Below are 21,225 nucleotides of genomic sequence, written 5' to 3'. Positions count from 1 at the left end.
GTCGGCTCGCGTGGGTGCTAGCGTTCCACGGGAAGCTTCGCCGCTTCCCAGCCGGCAAAGCCGCCGGCGAGGTGCGTATCGACCGATTCCTGCGCCGCGCCGCACTTGTCGAGCGCCATCGCCGAGCGCTTGCCGCCTTGGCAGTTGAGCACGAGCGTCTTGCCGGGCTCGACCGGCAGGTTCGACGGGCGGAACGTTGACAGCGGCATGTTGACGGCGCCGGGAATGTGCCCTGCCGCGAATTCATCGGCTTCGCGCACGTCGACGACCGTTGCCGCACCGTCGTCGATCATCGCCGCGAGCTGTTGCGCGCTGATTTCCCGATGCGGGCCCTTGCCTGAATTGGAGTTCATTTTCCTGCCTCTCGAGACGGCTCATCCGGAGCCTGCTGAACCTCTCTTGCTATATCGTAATTTCATTATATAAGTAAAGGGCGATATTGAGTCGGGTCGGACGTCTGTCTCCGAGCGGCTCGGCGTGCATCGCCCTTCGTCCCTGCCGCAAGCAGGAATGTCCAGGTATGCGGGACATTATGAATGGGCGTGCGGGCCGGGCCGATGCATCCGACGGACAGGAGCTGGATGCCATGACGTTACCCCGGATCATCATTCTCGGAGCTGGGCTGGGCGGTACGATAGCGGCTTACGAGATACGCGACGCGGTCAAGGGCAAAGCCGAGGTCATGCTGGTCAACGATCAGGACGACTACTGGTTCGTGCCCTCAAATCCGTGGATCGCGGTCCGCTGGCGCGAGCCCGAGGCGATCAAGGTCCACCTGCCGCCGATCATGCACCGGAAGGGCATCGGGTTCACCAGCGCCGGGGCCGAGCGGGTGCATCCGGCGGAAAACCGCCTCGAACTGCGCGACGGGACCTCGCTCGCCTATGACTATCTCGTCATCGCCACGGGCCCCGACCTCGCGTTCGACGAAATCGCCGGGCTCGGTCCGCAAGGCTTCACCCAGTCGGTATGCACGACCGGACACGCCGCCGACGCCGCCGACGCGTTCGACCGTTTCTGCGCCGATCCCGGTCCGATCGTGGTGGGCGCCGCGCAGGGGGCCTCGTGCTACGGCCCCGCCTACGAATTCGCGCTGATCCTCGATACCGAACTCAAGCGGCGCAAGATACGCGACAAGGTGCCGATGACGTTCGTCACGGCGGAGCCCTACATCGGCCACCTCGGACTCGACGGCGTGGGCGACACGAAGGCCCTGCTCGAAAGCGAGCTGCGCGAGCGCCACATCAAATGGGTGTGCAACAACCGCATCCTGGGCGTCGAGGACGGTCTCATGCACTGCGAGGAGCTGGCCGAGGACGGTTCGGTCAAGGCCCGGCACGACCTGCCGTTCGGCTATTCGATGATCCTGCCCGCCTTTCGCGGCATTTCCGCCGTCAGGGACGTGGAGGGTCTGGTCAATCCACGCGGCTTCATTCTTGCCGACAAGCACCAGCGCAACCCGACGTTCAAGAACGTCTATTCGCTGGGCGTGTGCGTGGCGATCCCCCCGGTGGGGCCAACTCCGGTTCCGGTCGGCGTACCCAAGACGGGGTTCATGATCGAATCGATGGTCGCCGCGATCACCGCCAATCTGAAGCTGGCACTCGACGGCAAGGAGCCCGCCGAGGAAGCGACCTGGAATGCGGTATGCCTGGCCGATTTCGGCGACGGCGGCGTCGCCTTCGTCGCCCAGCCGCAGATCCCGCCGCGCAACCTCAACTGGTCATCGAACGGCAAGTGGGTCCATTTGGCGAAAGTCGGCTTCGAGAAGTACTTTCTCCACAAGGTGCGGCGCGGTTCCAGCGAACCATTCTATGAGAAGCTCGCCATGCACGTGCTCGGCATCCGCAAGTTGCGGTTCAAGTGAGGAGACGACCGATGAATCTCGATGTTGCCGTTCTTCGCTTCGCCGGCGTGGTGGTTCTGGCCAGTGCGATCCTTGCGATCTATGTCCATCCCTACTGGATCGGGCTGACTATCTTCGCCGGACTCAACATGATCCAGGCAAGCTTCACCGGCTTCTGCCCGGCGGCGGTGATCTTCCGGAAACTTGGCGTCGCCCCCGGAAACGCTTTCCGCTGAGAGACCGCGATGCGTCGCCTGCTGCTTGCCCTCCTGCCGGTATCGTGTCTGGCCGCCTCGCCCGCCACGGCGGCATCGGATCTCGACGCCGCCATCGCCGACGCGCTTGCGAACGCGCCCGCGCTCGCGGCTGCGAGGGCGCAGGAAACGGCGGCGAAGGCGCGCCTCGATCGCGCCAAGGCGGAAGGAAATCCCTTGCTTCGCGTCGAGGGATCGGTCGGGAAAGGCCGGATCGACAACGGCGGGTTTTTCGGCATCACCGCCGCGAACACCACGCCGCTGGCCGTGCAGGGAACGGCGGAAATGCCTCTCTACGCCGGCGGTCGGATCGCGGCGGCAATCGATCAGGCCAGCGGCGGTGCGCAGATCGCCGGCTTCCAGGCCGAGCACGCGCGCTTGCAGACGGTGGTGCAGACCATTTCCGCCTATGCCGAGGTGCTGACCGCGCGCAAGCTCGATGCGCGTTTCGGTCGCCTCGTCACCGAACTGACCGAAGTGGAGCGGCAGGCGCTGCTTCGCTTCCAGTCGGGTGAGATCGCGAGTTCCGAGCTTGCGCAGGCGCGGGCTCGCAGGGCCGAGTCGGAAGCCTGGCAGGCGCGGGCGAAGGGGCGTCTGGCCTCGGCCGAAGCCGCCTTCGAGCGGCTGACCGGCAAGCCGGCGGGCGAACTGGCTGGACTTCCGGATCTGCCGGCAACGCCGCCGACGCTGGACGAAGCGCTCGATCTGGCGCGCGCCGCCAATCCGTCGTTGCAGCAGGCGAAGACGGCGGTGGATGTTGCGAAAGCGGGCGCGCGCGGGGCACGGGCCGAAGGTATGCCGCAGGTCATGGCCTTCGTCGAGGCCGACCATGTGCGCGACCAGTTCTTCTCCGACTATCGCGCGGATTCCGTCGCAGTCGGCATTCGCGGGCGGTGGACGCTCTTCGCGGGCGGTCGCGTCGCCAGTCAGGCCCGCGCCGCCGATGCCGATCTCGATGCCAGCATGGCGCGGCTGCGTCAGGCCGATCAAGTGCTGGAAGGTCTGGTGATCGACGCCTGGACGGGGCTTGCCGCCGCGCGGCGGATGGTGGAGGCGACCCAGTTGCAGAGCGAAGCCGCCGACGAGGCGCTTCGTGGCCGCAAACTGGAAGCGCAGGTCGGCGCGGTGCCGGTTCTCGCCGTGCTCGATGCCGAGCGCGAGGCGGCCGAAGCCCGGGCGGCGCTGCTCGAAGCCCAGGGCCAGCGGCTTGTCGCGGCGTGGCAGCTCAATGCCCTGACGGGCGGTTTCTGAGGGAGACCGACGGACAAGGTGACCGGCTTGCGCCGAAGCCTCCATCCGCCTGTCGGGCCTCTACCTCGCGGCGAAGAGCATCCGGCCCTCACCAAGCCGGGATAACACCTCGGAGAGATCGCCGCGCGTCAGGGTGAAGCAGCCGAGGCTCCGACCGATGCGGCCTTGCGAGCGCGCCATGATCGGGTCCACGTAACTTGCGCTATGAATGACGATGGCACGGGCCAGCGCGTTGTCGTTCTCGGGATCGAGCCCGATAAGCCGCCGCGATTTGCCGTGCTTGCCGTAGTAGGAGTTGGCGGTGAGAAAGGCGCCGTGGCTGGACGCGTTGGAACCCGGCCGGTTTGAGAATTTCTGCACGACACCGGTGTTCGCCGGATCGGATCCCTTGCCGTGGGCGACGAGATGATGGCTGATCACACGGCCCCCGGCGACGTCCACCAGTTGCAGCCGGGGTACTGCCGAAGGAACCGAAAAATCGACGAGCCCGATCAAATCCCGGTGCGGAATCCTGGAAGAATGCGTATCGAGAGCGGCCATTGCCTTGCGAAGCAGGTCAGGGCGGCTATCCGATTTGACCGCGGCGAATACGCGCGGAGAAATAAGGCCGGTTGAACCTGCAGCAATGGCGCCCAGAAGCGTGCGCCTGCTGAATGTCATGTCTTGCGAACCCAATTAGGAGTTGTTTCTTTGAAACTGGGAAGCCTGTGGCTTGTTTGCAATAGTGAACACATCGCCCGAGCGGGTCTGCTTCGTCGGTTGCCGATTTTGCTGGCGTACGTGACGCTCGGCGCGACACCCGTTGCGGCGCAGTCCGTCGCAGGCTGGACGCGGCACGAGGCCGATCGCCTGAAGGTCTGGGCCGCCAGGGCGCCGGAAGATGCGCTTCCCGCGCTGGATACGACGTCGCTTGACGACGCGATCGCCTCGGGCGACGGGGCCGCCATCGACGGCGAAGCGACGGCGCTGGCGCTGCGGCTGGCCCGTTGGCACCTGCTGGGCGCCGTTCCCGCCTCGCGCCGCGCGGGCTGGCATATCACCGACACTGACTCTTCGGTCGACCTGCGAGAGCGGCTGGCTCGCGCCTTGGCGATGAACAGCCTGGATTCGTTTTTCGAGGGTCTGCGTCCGGCCCATCGCGACTACGCCGCCTTGCGCAGGCAGTACGGCGTCGAATCCGACCCCGCGCGCCGGCGCACCCTCGCGCTCAACATGGAGCGCTGGCGCTGGATGCCCCGCGTGCTGGGCTCCGACTACATCCTGGTGAACGCGGCGGCCTTCGAGGCGCGGCTCTCGCTGCAAGGACGCGAACCGAGCCGCTGGCGCGTGATCGTGGGCAAGAGATCCACGCCCACCCCGATCTTTTCGGCGCAAGTGACCGGCGTGATCCTCAATCCCTGGTGGACGGTCCCGGCCAGTATCGTGCGCGAGAAGCGCGGCGTCTTTCCGGCAAGCGCCGGCTATGTGCGCAGCGGCGGCCAGGTCCGCCAGAAGCCCGGCCCGACCAATGCCCTGGGCGAAATGAAGCTCGACATGCCCAACCCCTATACGGTCTACATGCACGATACGCCGAGCAAGGCCCTGTTCGATCGCGAGGTTCGTGCGTTCAGCCATGGCTGCGTGCGCGTCGACCATGCGCTCGATTTCGCCCGAACCCTGCTCGCCGGAACGATGTCGCGCGAGCAGATCGATGCCGTCGTCGCGCGTCGGGTGACCACGACCGTGCCGCTGGAGCGGGCTCTCCCGGTCTACATCGCCTATTTTACCGCGAGCGCAAGCGAGGAGGGCGGCGTTGCATTCCACCCCGACATCTACGGACGTGACGCGAGGCAGGGCATGGCGGAAGTGACACGCCCGGCGGCAGTGGCAAGCAGCGACCCCGCGAGCGAATGCGGACAGGCCGAAGCGTTGGCCTTGAACGAGGCGCCAGCGGCGGCGCTCGTCCAGCGGTAGCGACGTGCGGGCGGCTGCCGAGACGGGCTCGCACACGCCGCGCCGAATTCCGTTATCCCACGAAGGCGCGCTCGATCACGAAGTCGCCCGGGCTGGCGTTGGAGCCTTCGACGAAGCCTTCGCGTTCCAGATCGGCCGCCAGGTCGCGGATCATGTCCATGCTGCCGCACAGCATGGCGCGGTCGGTCTGGGGATCGAAACGATGCGCTCCGCCGAGGCCGCGGAAGAGAGTGCCGTCGGCGATCAGGCTGCCGATGCGGCCTTGGGTGTGGAACGCCTCGCGGGTCACGGTCGGAATGTAGCTGAGCTGCAGCAAGGCCTGGTCGCTGACCAGCGGATCGTCGGCGAGATGGCTTTCCAGCTCGTCTCGGAACGCGAGGTCGCTGACCTGCCGCACGCAATGCACGACCACGATCTGGCCGAAGCGGTCGTAGATGTCGGGATCGCGAACCAGCGACAGGAAGGGCGCGAGGCCGGTGCCGGTGCTCAGCAGGAACAGCCGCTTGCCCGGGCGCAGGGCGTCGGCCACGAGCGTTCCGGTGGGCTTGCGTCCCAGATAGACCTGGTCGCCGGGCTCGATCGTCTGGAGGCGCGAGGTCAGCGGGCCGTCGGGCACCTTGATCGAGAGAAACTCCAGCTCGTCCGACCAGGCCGGGCTCGCGATCGAGTAGGCGCGCAGCAAGGGGCGGCCGTCGCCCGGCAGGCCAATCATGACGAACTCGCCCGAGCGGAACCGGAACGAGGGCGGGCGCGAGATCGAGAAGCTGAACAAGTGCGCGTTCCAGTGGCGCACGGCGCGCACCTCCTCGATCGTGAGCGCGGCGGAAGCGGGAAGGGCGGCCGCCGAGGCCTTGCGGTTGCTCATCACATCAATCCTCCGATGCATGAATGTGGAGCGCCGAGGGTTCGAAGCCGCCATGGGTCATCTCGGCGGAGCACGAATTCAGCGCGCGCAGCAGCGGCGTGACCGCCTCTTCGTTGACCAGCAGCGCCAGCGTTGCGCGGACGCGAGCCTCCCTGCCGAAGGCGACGTCGCGCCAGAGCGCCAGCAGGACGGCCTCGTGCTCGACGATGTCGCGGTGTTCAAGCGGCGCCACCGCCAACTTGTCGCGGCCTTCGAGGTTGAGCAGCACCATCGCGAGGTGGAAGTGCGGCAGCATGTCCATCAGGCCGTGAGCGTTGAAGCCGCGCATGAGGACGCGCGGAGGACAGCGTCGCGCCGCGATCGCCCTGGCCCAGCCGCGCGTCGCCCAGACCAGAAAGCGACCGCTGCGGTCGAGGTTGGCGACGGGCTGTTCGATAAAGTCGTACATGGTTCGCTCCGGTCAGCGGGGTTTCGTGGTGTTACCGACGCGCACTGGCGCTGCGGCGGACACCCTGACGAAATCGGTCTCGCCATCATTCATTTTGCTAATGCAAGTGATTCGCAATAACAAGCGATTTCGCATCTCGGCGGGCCTTGGTCAACCCGGTTGCCGTGCGCGACGTGCCGGTTGGTCTCTCCCGCTGTGAAGCCGGGAGCGACCGAGTTGACGGTGATGCCGCGCGGCCCAAGTTCCGCCGCGAGCACGCGGGTGAAGGCGTCGACCGCGGCCTTGGCCATGGTGTAGACGATGATGCCGGGATCGGTGAGCCTGGCCCCGGTCGAGGAGATATTGATCACGCGGCCGTTGTCGGCGATCGTGTCGAGCAGCGCCTGCGTCAGGAAGAACGCGCCGCGCACGTTGTTCGAGAAGGTCTGGTCGTAGGCCTCCTGCGACACGTCGGCAATCCGCGCGTAGTCGCCCCCGCCGATGTTGTTGACGAGGATATCGAGCCGGCCGCTTCCGCTGCGGGCGGTGAGTTCGCGTGAAAGGCTCGCCGCCAGCGCTTGCGCGGTGGCGGCGTCTCCGAGCTGCCCCCGGATCGCGAAGGCCGCGCCGCCCGCCGCCGCGATCTCCTCGACGGTCTCTTCGGCGGCCTCGGCGTTGCTGGCGTAATTGACCGCGACCAGCGCCCCGGCCTCGGCCAGGCGTTTCGCCATTTCGCGGCCGAGTCCGCGGCTGCTCCCGGTCACGAGTGCGGTCTTGTCCGCCAGGTCCCTCGTCATGCCATCCTCTCCCCCAATTCTCGGCTCGGACTATACCCGGCACGGCCTGTCGCGCTTGTCCCAGAGGGATGTTCCGGAGGTTTCAGCACGAAGGACGGGCGCGTGGTCCGCATTGTCGCGCAAATGCGATCGTTTCGCGAACCGGGCCGTATTCGGGCCAGGCCCGCCGTGCCTTCGGCGAGCTCGCCGGCGATGCCTTGCCAGCGGAACCGGATCTTGTCAGGGGAACGGCGGGCGCGAGAGCCGGTATCGACCGGCCCGCCTGCGAGCATTGCAGGACAAGGAAGCGAAAGAAATGACGGCTGACGATATCTCCCAGATCGTTAACGTCGTGAACCTCTATGCGGTGGCCACCGATTCGCGCCGCTACGAGCTGTTCCGGCAGGTATTCACCGATACAGTGCATCTGGACTTCGGCGCCGGCGCCGCGATCGACGGCCTCGACACGCTGATTTCGGCATACCAGGATATTCACGCCGGATTCTCCGCGACCCAGCACATGACGTCGGGGCACACGGTCCAGGTCGAGGGAGACGAGGCACGGGCGTTCAGCTACGTCTCGGCGCGCTTCCGGCGCGAACTCGACGATGGCGAAGGCTTGTTCACCTCGACCGGGTGGTACGACGACGTACTCGTGCGGACCTGGCACGGTTGGCGGATCTCCGAGCGCGCCTCGCGCATGGTTTCCTACGCCGGGGACCACAGGGTGATGCAGGCGATGCCCGGTGTCGACACGAACTACGTTCTCGCCTCGCTGTTCCAGGAGGCGGACGCGGGCAATATCGGTTTCCTCCGCTCTTCCTGAATCCGGCGCAATCGTCTCGAAAAGTCAAAACGGGTGCGTTAGACTGCGCGCCGGGGGCAATCCACGCGTGCTGAAGGTGCAAGACGATGACCACGGATATCCCGGTGATGACCGACATTCCGACCCAGAAGCTCGAAGAGGCTTTCGACCCCATCTTTTTCGAGTGCTTCACGCTCATGCCGGTCCGTTTCATGGAAATGATGCTCGCCTGGCAGAACCAGGTCCTGGAGATGGCGACCGTGATGTTCCCGCCGCTGAACCCTGCGGCGGTGGTCGAGATGGCCACGTCCGTCACGCCGCCGGTGTTTCAGGACTGATGCGCTGAGGCCGGGGTGCCGACGATACCGATGCAGATGCATCTCGTCGGAAACCCTGGGTCCCTGTCCCTCGCGCGCTCGCAAGACATTGGCAAAGACTGCACGCGAATCCGGCAGAGAGCCGAAGATCGCGGCCTCGCCGCGACCCGGCCGCAATGCATAGTGACAATACGCAAAGAACGGACGGCAGGAATGGGGCAGAACCGATTCGCCTCACCCACGAACTGACAGGTGCATAGAATGAACGAGATGACGCGTGCGGCCGAGGCCGACCGCAGCCCGCAGGACTTCGACCCGCTCGATGGCCTTGCGGCGACGATGGACCATGCCGCCACCGCGGCGGTCGCGCAGATGACGTCAGCGCTTTCGCCGGCGACCTTGATCCAGGCCGTGACCGACTGGGCCGTTCACTTGGCGATTTCCCCCGGCAAGCAACTTCAACTTGGGGCGAAGGCGGTGCGCAAGTCGATGCGGTTTGCTGACTACGTTTCGCGGGCCAGTTCCGATTCCGACGCCGAGCCGGCCATCGAGCCGCTTGCCAATGATCGACGCTTCCGGGACCCGGCCTGGTCCGAGCCGCCCTATTCGTTCATCTCGCAGGCCTTTCTCCTGCATCAGCAATGGTGGCACGCGGCCACCAACGGCATCGGCGGCGTGACGAAACACCACCAAGACGTGTTGTCCTTCGCGACTCGCCAGATGCTCGACGTGGTCGCGCCGACGAACTTTCTGGCGACCAATCCGGTCCTCCAACGCCGAATCCGGGAGACCGGGGGCAAGTGCCTGATCGACGGTGCCGCCAACCTGCTCGAGGACGCGCGCCGCCAGCTTCGCGGCGAGCCCCCCTGCGGCGCCGAGAACTTCCGGGCCGGCGAGACCATCGCGACCGCGCCCGGCAAGGTCGTCTACCGCAACCACCTGATCGAGCTGATCCAGTACGAACCGACCACCGACACGGTGCATCCCGAGCCGGTCCTGATCGTCCCGGCCTGGATCATGAAGTACTACATTCTCGACCTTTCGCCGCACAATTCGCTGGTGCGCTGGCTCACCGGGCAGGGCTTTACCGTGTTCATGATATCCTGGCGCAATCCGACCGCCAAGGATCGCGATCTCGCCATGGCCGACTATCGCGAGATGGGGCCGATGGCGGCGATCGACGTCGTCTCGCGGATCTCTGGCGGCGCCCGGATTCATGCCGCCGGCTACTGCCTTGGCGGAACCCTCATGGCGATCGCCGCCGCGGCGATGGCGCGCGACGGGGACGAGCGGCTGGCGAGCCTCACGCTCTTCGCCGCGCAGACCGAGTTCAGCGAGCCGGGCGAACTTGGCCTGTTCATCGACGAGGCGCAGCTTCACCTGCTCGAAAGCCTGATGTGGAGCGAGGGCTATCTCGACGGAAGCCGGATGGGCGGCGCGTTCCAGATCCTGCGTTCGAACGACCTGATCTGGTCGCACGTTCTGGGAACCTACCTGATGGGCGAACGTGAGCCGATGAGCGACCTCATGGCCTGGAACGCGGATTCGACGCGGATGCCGTTCGCCATGCACAGCGAATACCTGCGCTCGCTCTTTCTCAACGACGATCTCGCCGAAGGCCGCTTCCGCGTCGACGGGCGTGCGGTCAGCCTTTCGGGCATACGCGTGCCGCTGTTCGTCGTCGGAACGGAGCGCGATCACGTCGCGCCCTGGCGATCGGTCCACAAGATCCACGGCCTCGTGCCGGCCCAGATCCGCTTCGTGCTGGCCAGCGGCGGCCACAACGTCGGCATCGTCGCCGAGCCGGGCAGCAATCGGGCGAAATACCGCACGCTGCTGCGCGAAGAGGAAGGTCCCGCACTGTCGGCCGACGAGTGGGAAACGCGGGCGGAGCGCCGCTCGGGAAGCTGGTGGCCCGAATGGGGCAAGTGGCTCCACGAGCGATCGGCGGAGCCGGCCCCGCCGCCCCGCATCGGTGATCCTGCCAGCGCGTACGATTGCCTCGCCGACGCCCCGGGAACGTATGTGAAGGAGCGCTGAGCGATGACGACCGACGAGTTCATGGTGAACCGCACCTTCGACGAGATCGCCGTCGGCGACACGGTCACCGCATCGCGATCGCTCAGGACCGAGGACATCCAGCTTTTCTCGCTGGTGTCCGGCGACGTGAACCCCGCGCATGTCGATCCCGAATATGCCCGTCAGGCGATGTTCCACCGCGTCATCGCGCACGGCCTGTGGGGCGGCGGACTGATCTCGGCCTTGCTGGGAACGGAGTTGCCGGGCCCGGGCACGATCTACCTGAGCCAGTCGCTGCGCTTCCTCGCCCCGGTCGGCATAGGCGATACGATCACGACGAGCGTCCGCGTGGTCGAGAAGCGCGACGAGCACCATGTCGTCGTGCTCGAGTGCCGCTGCGTCAACCAGGCCGGGCAGGACGTCATCACCGGTACCGCAGAAGTGAAGGCGCCGACCGAGAAGGTTCGCCGCCGCCGCATGGCGCCGCCCGACGTGAAGCTGGCCACGCACGAGGGCCACCGCCGGCTGATGAAGGCGGCAGCCGGGCGCCCGCCCGTGCCGACGGCCGTCGTCCACGCCTGTTCCGTCTCGGCGATCCGGGGCGCGGTCGAGGCCTGCGAGGCGGGTCTGATCGACCCGATCCTCGTCGGGCCGGAAGCGAAGATCGCCGCTGCCGCGAAAGAGGCCGGGGTCGATCTCTCCAAGTTTCGCGTCGAGCCTGCCGCGCACAGTCACGCGGCGGCGGCGCGGGCCGTCGCACTCGTGCGCGAGGGCGAGGCGAAGATGCTGATGAAGGGCTCGCTGCATACCGACGAACTGATCGGCGCGGTCGTCGACAAGGCGACCGGCCTGCGCACCGAACGCCGCATCAGCCACGCCTACGTCTTCGACGTCCCAGGCCGAAGCGGCCCGCTGATCATCTCCGACGCGGCGATCAACATCGTGCCGACGCTCGAGCACAAGGCGGACATCGTGCGCAATGCGATCGACCTGGCAAAGGTCATCGGCGTCGAGGAGCCCAAGGTGGCCATCCTCGCGGCGGTGGAGACCGTGAACCCGGCCATGCGCTCGACGCTGGAGGCCGCGGCGCTGTGCAAGATGGCCGATCGCGGACAGATCGCGGGGGGGCGGCTCGACGGCCCGCTCGCTTTCGACAATGCCGTCAGCGAGGCGGCGGCGCGTGAGAAGGGGATCGATTCGCCCGTGGCCGGACGCGCGGACATCCTGCTCGTGCCCGATCTCGAGGCAGGCAACATGCTGGCCAAGCAGCTCACTTTCCTGGGCGGCGCCGATGCGGCGGGCATCGTCCTCGGCGCGCGCGTGCCGATCGTCCTGACGAGCCGAGCGGACAGCCTGCAAACGCGCCTCGCTTCGTGCGCGCTCGCCGTGCTGCTCACCGATGCGGAAACGCTCGCGGCTCCCGGCCTCGAGGATTCCGGGACGAGAGCATGAAGTCTATCCTCAGTCTCAACGCGGGGTCCTCGAGCCTCAAGTTCGCCGTCTTCGCGGCTGACGGTGGAGGCAGTCTCGATCCGCGGCTGTCCGGCAAGGTCGAGAAGATCGGCAGCGCGCCCAAGCTGCTCATCCGTGCGTCGGAGGAGATCATCGCCGAGCGCGAATGGCCGGACGGTGCGGACCTGACGCACGAGGATCTGCTCGATCAGGTTCTGACCATCATTCACGACGAGCCGAGCGTCCCCGATCTTGTCGCGGTGGGTCATCGCGTCGTGCACGGCGGGCGCGAGCATGTCGCGCCCGTTCGGGTCGATGAGGCGCTGATGGACGATCTTGCGGTGCTCGGCGAACTCGCGCCGCTTCACCAGCCGCACAATCTGGCCGGCATCCGCGCGCTCGCGGACCTGCTGCCCGCGCTGCCGCAGATCGCCTGTTTCGACACCGCGTTTCACCAGACCATGCCCGAGATCGCTTGCCGCTTGCCGCTGCCGCGCCGCTTCGACGAGATCGGCATGCGCCGCTACGGCTTTCACGGGCTGTCCTACGAATGGATCGCGCGCCGCCTGCGCGAGATTGACCCGCAGGCTGCGGCGGGCCGGGTGATCGCCGCGCATCTCGGCAACGGTGCGAGCATGTGTGGCATGAACGATGGCCGCAGCGTCGATACGACGATGGGCTTTTCGGCGCTCGACGGGCTGATGATGGGCACGCGCTGCGGCAGCCTCGATCCCGGCGTGGTGCTCTATCTGGTGACGCGGCTCGGTATGTGCGCCGAGGAGGTCGAGAGCATGCTTTATCGGGACTCCGGCCTGCTCGGCGTGTCCGGGATCGCCAGCGACATGCGCTCGCTGGACGAAAGCGAAGCCCCCGAGGCGCGTGAAGCGATCGCGATGTTCTGCTGGCGTGCGACGCGCGAAGCGGGCGCGTTGGCGGCGTCGCTGGGCGGCCTCGACGCGCTCGTCTTCACCGCCGGGATCGGCGAGAACAGCGCGCCGGTGCGCGAGACGATCTCCGACAAGCTCGAATATCTCGGCGTGGCGGTCGACCGCGCTGCCAACCGGTCCGGCGCCACGGTGATCAGCGCGCCGTCGAGTGCCGTGAAGGTCTTCGTCATTCCCACTGACGAGGAACGGATGATCGCGCAGCACACGCTGGCGGCGGTTATGCGGCAGGCTTGAGCGCGGGGGGCGCGAGCCGGCCCGTCAGGGCACGAGGACGAACGCGCCCTCGATCTCGCCGGCGCGCAGCCGGTTTAGCGCCGTGTTCGCCTCGCCCAGCGGCAGCGCGGTGACGTGCGTGCGCACCGGGACTTGTGCGGCAACCGCCAGGAACTCGGTGCCGTCGTCGCGCGTGAGGTTCGCGACCGAGACGATCTGGCGCTCTTCCCACAGGTCGGCATAGGGAAACGCGGGAATGTCGGACATGTGAATACCGGCGCAGACCACGCGCCCGCCTTTCTTCACCGCCTTGAGCGCTTGCGGCACGAGCGCGCCGACGGGCGCGAAGATGATCGCGGCGTCAAGCGGCTCGGGCGGGCTTTCCGATGATGCTCCGACCCAGGCGCAGCCCAGCTCTCGCGCGAAGCGCTGGCCCGCAAGGTCGCCGTCGCGAGTGAAGGCCATGACCTTGCGGCCCTGCCAGACGGCGAGCTGGGCGAGGATGTGCGCCGCCGCGCCGAAGCCGTAGAGGCCAAGCACCGGCGCGTGCCCCGCCATCCGGTAGGAGCGATAGCCGATCAGCCCTGCGCACAACAGCGGCGCGGCGTGAATGTCGTCGAAGACGTCGGGAATGGCGAAGCAATACTGCGCATCGGCCAGGCAATGGGTCGCGAAGCCGCCGTCGCGGGTGAAGCCGGTGAAGAGCGGGTCGTCGCACAGGTTCTCGCGGTGGCTGAGGCAATAGGGGCATGCGCCGCAGGTATGCCCGAGCCAGGGCACGCCGACGCGCTGGCCGATCGCGAAGTCCGTCACGCCCTCGCCAAGCGCCTCGATCCGCCCGACGATCTCGTGCCCGGGTACGACCGGCAGCTTGCCGTGAATGTCTCCGTCGACCACGTGTAGGTCGGTGCGGCACACGCCGCAGGCCGAAATCGCGATGCGCACCGCGCCGGGCTCCGGTTCGGGAAGCGCGCGTTCGACCATCCGTAGCGGCTGGCCCACCGCGTCTAGCTGCATGGCGCGCATCACGCTCATGATGCGCCGAGCCCCACGAGGCGCCTGGCCGACGCCAGCACCTCTTCGGGCGCCCCCGAGGCCGGCAGCCGCTGCCAGCAGCCGAGATCGCCGATGTCGTAGTCGAGCTGGCGCCCGACGATTTCGGCGTCCGCGTCCGAGGCGTCGCCGGTCCGCGCGCTCACGCGGCTGCGCAGGACATCGGGGGACGCTTCCAGCCAGAGCCCGGTGAAGCGCACGCCCGCCGCGCCCGCGACGCCGAATACCGCCTCGCGCTCATCCTCCGCCGAAAACACACCGTCGACGATCACAGGCATGCCCGCCGTGAGCACCTCGTGCGCCTCGTCGGCCAGCCGCGCGTAGACTTTTGCGCCTTGCTCGCGCGAATAGGCCTCGGGCGGCAGCCGTTGCTCGGGCGCGACGCCGGCGATGCGCTTGCGCAGCACGTCGGTTCGCAGCCAGCGCGCCCCTGGCGCGCGACCCAGAGCGGGCGCGAGGCCGCGCGCCAGGGTCGACTTGCCGGTCCCGCTCAGCCCTCCGACGGCGACGAGCACGGGTTCGTCGCGATCGAGATCGGCGAGGGCGGTCCGCAGATAGGCGCGCGCGGCTTCGGCCTTCCGGACCTTTGCGTCGCCTTCGACCTGACGCTCGGCCGCCGTGGCATTCACATGCGCACGCACAGCCGCGCGCATCGAGAGAAAGAGCGGCAGGGCCGCCAGTCCCTCGGCCTCGCCGCGCATGTCGCAATAGCGGTTCAGCACCAGCGAGGCGGCGGCGTGCTGGCTGCGCTGGCACAAGTCCATCACCAGAAAGGCAAGATCGTAGAGCGTGTCGGTGGTTGCCAGCGCGGCGTCGAATTCGAGGCAGTCGAACAGGGTCGGCCGGCCCTGCCACAGGCAGATGTTGGCGAGGTGGAGATCGCCGTGACAATGGCGCACCTCGCCGCTCGCGCCGCGCCGGTCGAGCAGGGGCGCGACCGCGTCGAGCGCTTCCAGGCTGCGTGCATGAAGATCGGCGCACGCCTCCGGGTCGAGTGCTTCGGGCGAGAGTGCGGCCATCGCCTCGCGATTGCCGTCTATGACCTTGCGCGCCCGCGCGGCGCCGTCTCCGGCCACGATTTCGGCCTCGTCGTGAAAGCGCGCGATCGTGTCCGCGAGGTCGCGTATCAGGCCGGGATCGAGCGGGCCTTCGTCGACCATCGCAGCGAGCAGTCTATCGGAGGCAAAGCGCCGCATGACGATCAACCAGTCGACCGGTTCGCCCTCACCGAGCGCGAGCGTCCCGTCGGCCAGCCGGCCCACGCAAACGAGGTCGAGGTAGAGTTCGGGCGCGGTTCGCCGGTTCAGCCGCAGCTCGGCCTCGCACACCGCCTTGCGCTTTTCCAGGCTCGAGAAATCGAGATAGCCCAGCTTGACCGCGCGCTTCATCTTGTAGGCGCGCTCCCCGGCGAGGAAGACGACCGCCGCATGGGTGTCGATCCGCTCGACCGGCCCGGACACGCCGAAGGCAGCGCCATCCGCGAGGAAGGCGAGCGTTTCGGACTGGTCGTCGCATTCGGTCAAGACAACTGGACCTCGATTGCCTGCGCGATGGACCCGGTGGCGAACGTCTGCGCGTTGCGCCTTGATGCCCGTCAATGCGATACGGAGCATGCGCCTGCAACAGTTTCGTGGCAGGTTCTTGCCTTGGGCCAGGTTCGGGATTGCAATGACACGTTCGAAGTTCGCCGGTTTCCGCTTCCCCATGTCTCGGGTCGGTTGAGCCGCATGTCGCGGCGCGCCGGGTTCATCCTGCTGGGCTTGCTGGCCTTGCTCGGCGCGGCCGCGTGGTGGCTGCTGTGGTCGCGGCCGGCCTCCGTCGAAATGCAGGCGGTCGAGCGCGGGCCAGCGACCGCGCTCGTCTACGCGACGGGTTTCGTCGAGGCCGAACATCCGGTCACTGTTTCCTCGCGGCTGACCGCGCCGGTGGTCGAGGTTCTGGTGCGCGAGGGCGAGCGGGTTGCGCGCAGCCAGCCGCTGGTTCGGCTGGACGGCTCGGAACAGGAGGCGATGCTGCGCCAGGCCGAAGCCGACGCGCGCGGCAAGGCGCTCGCCGAGAAGCGCGTGACGACGCTTTACGGGCAGGGCTGGGTCACGCGCGCCGCGCGCGACGAGGCGGTCGCAGCCGGCGATGCCTCGCGCGCCAACGCGGCGGCGCTCGCCGCCCGGCTCGACCAGATGACGGTGCGCGCCGGAATATCGGGCATCGTGCTCACGCGCGATGTCGAACCGGGGGACCTCGCGACGCCAGGCAAGGCCTTGATGCAACTGGGCGATCCGGCGCAGGCGCGCGTCACCGCGACGGTCGACGAGCGCGACATCGCGCGGGTGCGCGTCGGGCAGCAGGCGCTGATGTCGAGCGACGCGCTGCCCGGGAAGGTGGTGCGCGGCACGGTGACCGAAATCACGCCCGGCGGCGACCCGGACCAGCGTTCGTTTCGCGTGCGCATCGGCCTCGCCCGCGCGGCCGATCTGCCGTTCGGGCTGACGCTCGAGGTCAATATCGTCACCGCGCGTCATGAGAACGCGCTGCTGGTGCCTGCATCCGCGGTGACCGACGGCAGGGTCTGGGTGGTGGAGCAGGGCAGGGCCAAGGGCCGCGAGGTGCGCACTGGGATCGCGGGCACCGACCAGGTCGAGATTCTCGCCGGCCTCGCCGCGGACGAGAGCGTCATCGTCAACCCGCCCGAGGGCCTGGAGGATGGCGATCGGGTCCGGCGATGATCGGTCGCCTCGGGTTTCTGATCTCGATCGCGCTGCGCCATTTGTCGCGGCGCAAGCGCCAGACGGTGGTGGCGGTCACCGGCGTTGCGGTCGGCGTGGGCTTCTTTCTCGCGGTCTCGGCGCTGATGGTCGGCAGCCAGAACGACTTCATCGATCAGCTCATCGATGCCGCGCCGCACATCATCATCTCCGACGAACTGCGCAGTCCCGCGCCGCAGCCCGGCACGCGCACCTTCCGCGAGGGCGCGGTGGAGTTGCACGGCTACAAGATCCGCACCGAGGTGCGCGGGATCAAGGACTGGCAGAAGATCGTCGCCGCCGTCGATGCGATCGACGGCGCGATCGCGTCGCCGAGCCTTTCGGGCGGCGTCACCTTGCGGCTCGGCGGGCACGAGGAGGCGCTCGGCATCGTGGGCGTGGAGCCGGAGATCGAGGCGAGGATCAGCACCATCGAGGATCAGTTGCGCGTGGGGCACTTGCGCGACCTCGAGACCACGCAGGGCGGGATCATCATCGGCGAGGAACTGGCGAACCGGCTGGGCGTGCGCGTGGGAGACATCGTCGCGGCGACGTCGTCCTCGTCGAGCGCGCGGTCGATGCGCGTGGTCGGGCTGTTCAAGAAGGGGCAGACGCAATTGTCCTCTGGCACGGGGTATGTTTTGCTGCGCGAGGCGCAATCGATGCTCGGCCGCCCCTTCATCATCAACCGTATCGGCGTGAAGCTTGCCGATCCCTACGACGCCCAGCGCGTCGCACAGCGGATCGAAGGCCAGTTCGGCTACAAGGCGGAAAGCTGGCAGGAACGTTCGTCCGATTTCCTCTCGCTGCTGCTGACGCGCAACGTCATCATGTATTCGGTGGTCTCGGCGATCCTTCTGGTCGCGAGCTTCGGCATCTACACGGTCGTCTCGAACAGCGTGGCCGACAAGCGCAAGGATATCGCGATCCTGCGCTCGATCGGCTTTTCCGAAGCTGACCTGCAGATCGTCTTCGTCGTCGAGGGGATCGTGCTCGCGCTGATCGGCGTCGTGTTCGGCTGGCTGCTCGGCACTCTGTTGATGGAGATCCTGGGCTCGCTGCGCTTCTCGATCGGCGGCGAGGACGAGCGCATCCCGCTCGACCGCACGGCGCGCCAGTACGCGATCGCCGCCGCGGCTTCGTTCGCCGCCGGAACGGTCGCCGCCTGGCTTCCCGCGCGCAAGGCCTCGCGCGTCGATCCGGTCGACATCCTCAGGGGCGCGATGTGAGCGGTATTCTCGAGGCGCGGGGCCTGGGGCGCATGCTCCCCGGCGAACCGCCGGTGACGCTGGTGAGCGGCGTCGACCTGACGATCCAGCCCGGGCGCTTCACCACGATCGTCGGCCCGTCCGGCTGCGGCAAGTCGTCGCTGCTCTATCTGCTGGGCCTGATCGATCGGCCCACTTCGGGCGAGCTGCTGTTCGAGGGCCGCGAAGTGAGCGGCCTCACCGGCGACGAGCGCGCGCGCATCCGCCTCGCGCGCTTCGGCTTCGTGTTTCAGTTCCACTTCCTGCTTCCCGAGTTCTCCGCGCTCGAAAACGTCATGCTGCCGATCCAGCGGCTGGGCCGCCTGACCCATCGCGAGGCCAAGGCGCGAGGGCTGGAATTGCTGGCCGGCGTGGGGCTCGAGGACAAGCAAGGCAAGACGCCCGACCGCCTTTCGGGCGGTGAGCGCCAGCGCGTGGCGATCGCGCGCGCGCTCGCCAACGATCCCGTGCTCATTCTCGGCGACGAGCCGACCGGAAATCTCGACAGCCACAACAGCGCGCGGGTGGTCGAGACCTTGCGGACGCTGGCGCACGAACAGGGCCGCGCGATCGCCTGCGTCACGCACGATCCCGCCATCGCCGCGATTTCCGACATCCGCATCGAGATGCTCGACGGGCGGGTCGAGCGGGTGGTCGAGAGCGATCCCGCCTGATCTTCCCGCTCGCCCGCTTTGCTAGAAGTCGAGCTTGGCGCTGACGCGAAGGTCGCGCCCCGCCAGCGGCGCGTAGTCCTTGAGGTACGAGGCATGGCGCCGCGCGTTGACGTCGAAGATGTTGTTCGCCGACAAGGCGAAGCTGAGCGGGCGTTCGTCGCCCCAGGGGCGTACGCCGATCTCGGCGTTGACCATGGTGTAGCCATCGGTCGGCGTTTCGAAGCTGCTGATCCGGTTCTGGTCCCAGACATGCTCGACTTCGCCGCGCACGTCGAACTTGGGCGCGGTGTAGGTCATGCCGCCCAGCACACGAAGGGGCGGGATGCGCGGCGCGGGGCCGAAGCCCACGATCCGGGCATGAACATAGTCGCCCAGCGCATCGGCGACGACCTTGCCTTCGCCGAGCCGGGCCAGCGTGAGCGTACCCTGCGCCTCGAACCCGTAGTACCGGGCATCGGCCTGCCGGAACTGGTAGACGGGCAGGCCGTCTTCGACTTCGCCGGTCAGGTCGTCGTAGATGAAGTTCGAGAACCAGCTATGATAGGCAGAAGCCTCGAAAGTGTAGTTCTCGCCGCTGCCGCGCAGGATCGCCTCGAGACTCCATGACTTTTCGAGCGCAAAATCCGGATTGCCGACCTCGAAAGCCTCGGTGCCCGCGTGGGGGCCGTTGGCGAAGAGTTCCTCGGCCGCCGGCGCGCGTTCGGTGCGTGAGACGTTGAGGCCCACGCGCCAGGATGCGCCGAGACCGTAGGAGGCGCCCAGCGAACCGGAAAGCGCGTCGAACGTGCGCGATCCGGAGAAGAACTGCGGCTGGTCGTCGCCCGGCGTCGCATTCAGTTCGGTGTGTTCGAAGCGGGCGCCGGCCTCGATCTTGAGCGGGCCGTATTCGAGCTGCTGGAGCGTGAACAGGCCGATCTGCGCGGTCCTGTTCTTGGGCAGGAAGGCTTCCTCGCCGACGACGTTGAAGTCGCGGGTGAAGACCTGCACGCCGGTCGCACCCTGCCAGGCGCCGCGCTTGGCCTGGGTGAATTCGAGCCGGCCTTCCATGCCCTTGTTGTAGAACGCGGTGCCGACTTCGCCGCTCTCCTCCAGCTCGAAGTGCTGATAGTCGGCATAGCCGAGGCGGAGCGTGATCTTGTCGATAAGGTCGCCATCGGCGTTGATCACCGCGCGCGCGTCGACACGATCCTGTTCGAGGCTGAGGCGGGGCGCTTCCTGCTCCTGCCCGGGCTCGGTGGCGTAGCGCACGGGGATGCCGTAAAGGCTGTCGTAGTGGCTGTACGACACGCCGATGCTGCCGCCTTCGCCGATGTAGGCAAGGCCGGCGCCCGCCGTCCAGGTCTTCGCCGCGGAGTTGGGGAGCTTGCCCTTGACCCTGGCATTGGCCGCGAAGTCGATCGGCTCTTCGCCGGCATCGGGCGTCTCGGTGGGCAGAAGGCTCGACGCCAGCGCCTGCGCGCGCAGCTCGGGTGTCAGCGCATAGCCGCCGATGCGCATGTCGTCGGTCTTGAGGTAGCTGCCGTCGACATGCGCGACCCAGTTCGCGCCGAGCGGAACGTCGATCGCGCCGGCGGCCGAGCGCTCCTCGGCGGCGGAGCCGTACCCGGCCATGGCGCCGACATGCGCGATCTCGTCGGGCACCGAGGTCGGGATGCGTTTGTCGATGACGTTCACGACGCCGCCGATCGCCGATGATCCGTAGAGCAGCGACTGGGGCCCGCGCAGCACTTCGATGCGCTCGGCGAGCAGCGGGTTCACGACCACGGCATGGTCGACCGAGGTGTTCGAGACGTCGATCGCGCCGATGCCGTCGGTCAGCACGCGCACGCGCTCGCCCTGGAGGCCGCGCAGCACCGGGCGCGAGGCGCTCGGGCCGAACGAGGTCGCCGAGACGCCGGGCTCGTGCTGCAACGTCTCGCCGAGCGAGGGGCGCGTGGCCTGGAGCAGCTCTTCGCCCTGCACGACCGCGACGCTCGAAAGCATGTCCTCGCGGCGTGTGGGCAGGATGCCGGTCACGACGATCTCATCGTCCGGCTTGCGGTGATAGTCGCCGGTCGATTTCTCAGCCTCGGAGGCCGGTGCTTCCTGCGCCAGCGCGGCGAGCGGATGCAGAAATGCTGCGATCGCACAGCCGGTGAGAAATCTTGCCCTCATTCGAACGTACCTTCCAAATTCATGCCTCTTGCCCCGTCTGACGAGAGGTTTTCGCCTCCTAGACATGAATCCGAGATGTTACAACATTACATTTTGCGTGTTCGCTGGATTTTTGCATGCTGCACTCGCGAGGGCCCGCCTGCGGTGCGCGACGGCGGGCTGGCTGCCGAAGCGCGGCAGCTATGCCAGGGCGCGTCCGGCCCCACGACTCGCATTGCCCACGCGTATGAC

General features: G+C 67.5%; 20 protein-coding genes. 12 read left to right on the top strand and 8 right to left on the bottom strand.

Going from position 1 to position 21,225, the window contains the following annotated elements:
* Positions 1-17: 17 nt before the first annotated feature.
* Positions 18-353 carry a rhodanese-like domain-containing protein gene (locus tag B2G71_RS05620; protein WP_098104735.1) on the bottom strand — a complete coding sequence of 112 codons (336 nt, stop codon included), beginning with the start codon at positions 351-353 and terminating at the stop codon, positions 18-20.
* 233 nt (positions 354-586) lie between these two features.
* Between B2G71_RS05620 and B2G71_RS05615 the strand changes: the two genes are divergently transcribed.
* The 3 genes from B2G71_RS05615 to B2G71_RS05605 are packed head-to-tail and all read left to right on the top strand — an operon-like array spanning position 587 to position 3,351.
* On the top strand, positions 587-1,867 hold the full coding sequence (locus B2G71_RS05615) for an FAD/NAD(P)-binding oxidoreductase (RefSeq protein ID WP_098104962.1): 1,281 nt from the start codon (positions 587-589) through the stop codon (positions 1,865-1,867).
* A gap of 11 nt (positions 1,868-1,878) precedes the next feature.
* Positions 1,879-2,082, top strand: coding sequence for a DUF2892 domain-containing protein (locus B2G71_RS05610; RefSeq protein WP_098104734.1), 204 nt, complete (start codon positions 1,879-1,881; stop codon positions 2,080-2,082).
* Between the two features lie 9 nt (positions 2,083-2,091).
* Complete coding sequence (locus B2G71_RS05605; RefSeq protein WP_098104733.1) at positions 2,092-3,351, top strand: TolC family protein; 1,260 nt, start codon at positions 2,092-2,094, stop codon at positions 3,349-3,351.
* Between the two features lie 60 nt (positions 3,352-3,411).
* Here B2G71_RS05605 and B2G71_RS05600 read toward each other — a convergent pair whose 3' ends face one another.
* On the bottom strand, positions 3,412-4,011 hold the full coding sequence (locus tag B2G71_RS05600) for a murein L,D-transpeptidase catalytic domain family protein (RefSeq protein WP_098104732.1): 600 nt from the start codon (positions 4,009-4,011) through the stop codon (positions 3,412-3,414).
* Positions 4,012-4,119: 108 nt separating this feature from the next.
* On the opposite strand from B2G71_RS05600, the gene B2G71_RS05595 reads away from it, so the two are divergent.
* Positions 4,120-5,304: a L,D-transpeptidase family protein gene (locus B2G71_RS05595; protein WP_240530019.1), complete on the top strand. Its 1,185-nt coding sequence runs from the start codon at positions 4,120-4,122 to the stop codon at positions 5,302-5,304.
* 52 nt (positions 5,305-5,356) lie between these two features.
* On the opposite strand, the gene B2G71_RS05590 is transcribed toward B2G71_RS05595, so the two are convergent.
* The 3 genes from B2G71_RS05590 to B2G71_RS05580 form a co-directional block, all read right to left on the bottom strand.
* Positions 5,357-6,169 carry a ferredoxin--NADP reductase gene (locus B2G71_RS05590; RefSeq protein WP_098104730.1) on the bottom strand — a complete coding sequence of 271 codons (813 nt, stop codon included), beginning with the start codon at positions 6,167-6,169 and terminating at the stop codon, positions 5,357-5,359.
* A gap of 4 nt (positions 6,170-6,173) precedes the next feature.
* On the bottom strand, positions 6,174-6,617 hold the full coding sequence (locus B2G71_RS05585; protein ID WP_098104729.1) for a hypothetical protein: 444 nt from the start codon (positions 6,615-6,617) through the stop codon (positions 6,174-6,176).
* Between the two features lie 89 nt (positions 6,618-6,706).
* Entirely contained in the window at positions 6,707-7,393 is a 687-nt protein-coding gene (locus B2G71_RS05580; protein ID WP_098104728.1) for an SDR family NAD(P)-dependent oxidoreductase, read from the bottom strand.
* A gap of 295 nt (positions 7,394-7,688) precedes the next feature.
* On the opposite strand from B2G71_RS05580, the gene B2G71_RS24030 reads away from it, so the two are divergent.
* The 5 genes from B2G71_RS24030 (at position 7,689) to B2G71_RS05555 (ending at position 13,146) form a co-directional block, all read left to right on the top strand.
* Positions 7,689-8,198, top strand: coding sequence for a nuclear transport factor 2 family protein (locus tag B2G71_RS24030; protein ID WP_168176271.1), 510 nt, complete (start codon positions 7,689-7,691; stop codon positions 8,196-8,198).
* 86 nt (positions 8,199-8,284) lie between these two features.
* Positions 8,285-8,515, top strand: a complete 231-nt coding sequence (locus B2G71_RS05570; RefSeq protein ID WP_098104726.1) for a hypothetical protein — start codon at positions 8,285-8,287, stop codon at positions 8,513-8,515.
* Between the two features lie 249 nt (positions 8,516-8,764).
* Positions 8,765-10,534 (top strand): alpha/beta fold hydrolase, encoded by a 1,770-nt coding sequence (locus B2G71_RS05565; RefSeq protein ID WP_098104961.1) that lies wholly within the window; start codon positions 8,765-8,767, stop codon positions 10,532-10,534.
* Positions 10,535-10,537: 3 nt separating this feature from the next.
* Entirely contained in the window at positions 10,538-11,965 is a 1,428-nt protein-coding gene (locus B2G71_RS05560; protein ID WP_098104725.1) for a bifunctional enoyl-CoA hydratase/phosphate acetyltransferase, read from the top strand.
* Positions 11,962-13,146, top strand: coding sequence for an acetate/propionate family kinase (locus B2G71_RS05555; protein ID WP_098104724.1), 1,185 nt, complete (start codon positions 11,962-11,964; stop codon positions 13,144-13,146). Before B2G71_RS05560 ends, B2G71_RS05555 begins: the two co-directional genes overlap by 4 nt.
* 24 nt (positions 13,147-13,170) lie before the next feature.
* On the opposite strand, the gene B2G71_RS05550 is transcribed toward B2G71_RS05555, so the two are convergent.
* Positions 13,171-14,160: a zinc-dependent alcohol dehydrogenase family protein gene (locus tag B2G71_RS05550; RefSeq protein ID WP_098104723.1), complete on the bottom strand. Its 990-nt coding sequence runs from the start codon at positions 14,158-14,160 to the stop codon at positions 13,171-13,173.
* Positions 14,157-15,701, bottom strand: a complete 1,545-nt coding sequence (locus tag B2G71_RS05545) for a bifunctional aminoglycoside phosphotransferase/ATP-binding protein (RefSeq protein ID WP_240530018.1) — start codon at positions 15,699-15,701, stop codon at positions 14,157-14,159. The genes B2G71_RS05550 and B2G71_RS05545 overlap by 4 nt, the downstream gene beginning before the upstream one ends.
* Before the next feature lie 204 nt (positions 15,702-15,905).
* Between B2G71_RS05545 and B2G71_RS05540 the strand changes: the two genes are divergently transcribed.
* From B2G71_RS05540 to B2G71_RS05530, 3 genes are read left to right on the top strand one after another with little or no spacing between them, the layout of a single operon-like run.
* Complete coding sequence (locus B2G71_RS05540) at positions 15,906-16,901, top strand: efflux RND transporter periplasmic adaptor subunit (RefSeq protein WP_098104721.1); 996 nt, start codon at positions 15,906-15,908, stop codon at positions 16,899-16,901.
* Complete coding sequence (locus tag B2G71_RS05535; RefSeq protein WP_098104720.1) at positions 16,898-18,148, top strand: FtsX-like permease family protein; 1,251 nt, start codon at positions 16,898-16,900, stop codon at positions 18,146-18,148. The genes B2G71_RS05540 and B2G71_RS05535 overlap by 4 nt, the downstream gene beginning before the upstream one ends.
* A complete protein-coding gene (locus tag B2G71_RS05530) occupies positions 18,145-18,840 on the top strand; it encodes an ABC transporter ATP-binding protein (RefSeq protein ID WP_098104719.1) in 696 nt (231 codons plus the stop codon). Before B2G71_RS05535 ends, B2G71_RS05530 begins: the two co-directional genes overlap by 4 nt.
* Positions 18,841-18,861: 21 nt before the next feature.
* On the opposite strand, the gene B2G71_RS05525 is transcribed toward B2G71_RS05530, so the two are convergent.
* On the bottom strand, positions 18,862-20,994 hold the full coding sequence (locus B2G71_RS05525) for a TonB-dependent receptor (RefSeq protein WP_098104718.1): 2,133 nt from the start codon (positions 20,992-20,994) through the stop codon (positions 18,862-18,864).
* Positions 20,995-21,225: the final 231 nt, after the last annotated feature.

Source organism: Novosphingobium sp. PC22D (assembly GCF_002556635.1).
In the GTDB taxonomy this organism is placed as follows: Bacteria; Pseudomonadota; Alphaproteobacteria; order Sphingomonadales; family Sphingomonadaceae; genus Novosphingobium.
Note: the sequence above shows the minus strand (reverse complement) of the source record. Positions and strands in the feature narration are given on the sequence as shown.

Coding starts and splice junctions, on each gene's coding strand:
- B2G71_RS05620 (WP_098104735.1), bottom strand. CDS start 353: ATGAACTCCAATTCAGGCAAGGGCCCGCATCGGGAAATCAGCGCGCAA.
- B2G71_RS05615 (WP_098104962.1), top strand. CDS start 587: ATGACGTTACCCCGGATCATCATTCTCGGAGCTGGGCTGGGCGGTACG.
- B2G71_RS05610 (WP_098104734.1), top strand. CDS start 1,879: ATGAATCTCGATGTTGCCGTTCTTCGCTTCGCCGGCGTGGTGGTTCTG.
- B2G71_RS05605 (WP_098104733.1), top strand. CDS start 2,092: ATGCGTCGCCTGCTGCTTGCCCTCCTGCCGGTATCGTGTCTGGCCGCC.
- B2G71_RS05600 (WP_098104732.1), bottom strand. CDS start 4,011: ATGACATTCAGCAGGCGCACGCTTCTGGGCGCCATTGCTGCAGGTTCA.
- B2G71_RS05590 (WP_098104730.1), bottom strand. CDS start 6,169: ATGAGCAACCGCAAGGCCTCGGCGGCCGCCCTTCCCGCTTCCGCCGCG.
- B2G71_RS05585 (WP_098104729.1), bottom strand. CDS start 6,617: ATGTACGACTTTATCGAACAGCCCGTCGCCAACCTCGACCGCAGCGGT.
- B2G71_RS05580 (WP_098104728.1), bottom strand. CDS start 7,393: ATGACGAGGGACCTGGCGGACAAGACCGCACTCGTGACCGGGAGCAGC.
- B2G71_RS24030 (WP_168176271.1), top strand. CDS start 7,689: ATGACGGCTGACGATATCTCCCAGATCGTTAACGTCGTGAACCTCTAT.
- B2G71_RS05570 (WP_098104726.1), top strand. CDS start 8,285: ATGACCACGGATATCCCGGTGATGACCGACATTCCGACCCAGAAGCTC.
- B2G71_RS05565 (WP_098104961.1), top strand. CDS start 8,765: ATGACGCGTGCGGCCGAGGCCGACCGCAGCCCGCAGGACTTCGACCCG.
- B2G71_RS05560 (WP_098104725.1), top strand. CDS start 10,538: ATGACGACCGACGAGTTCATGGTGAACCGCACCTTCGACGAGATCGCC.
- B2G71_RS05555 (WP_098104724.1), top strand. CDS start 11,962: ATGAAGTCTATCCTCAGTCTCAACGCGGGGTCCTCGAGCCTCAAGTTC.
- B2G71_RS05550 (WP_098104723.1), bottom strand. CDS start 14,160: ATGAGCGTGATGCGCGCCATGCAGCTAGACGCGGTGGGCCAGCCGCTA.
- B2G71_RS05540 (WP_098104721.1), top strand. CDS start 15,906: ATGTCGCGGCGCGCCGGGTTCATCCTGCTGGGCTTGCTGGCCTTGCTC.
- B2G71_RS05535 (WP_098104720.1), top strand. CDS start 16,898: ATGATCGGTCGCCTCGGGTTTCTGATCTCGATCGCGCTGCGCCATTTG.
- B2G71_RS05525 (WP_098104718.1), bottom strand. CDS start 20,994: ATGAGGGCAAGATTTCTCACCGGCTGTGCGATCGCAGCATTTCTGCAT.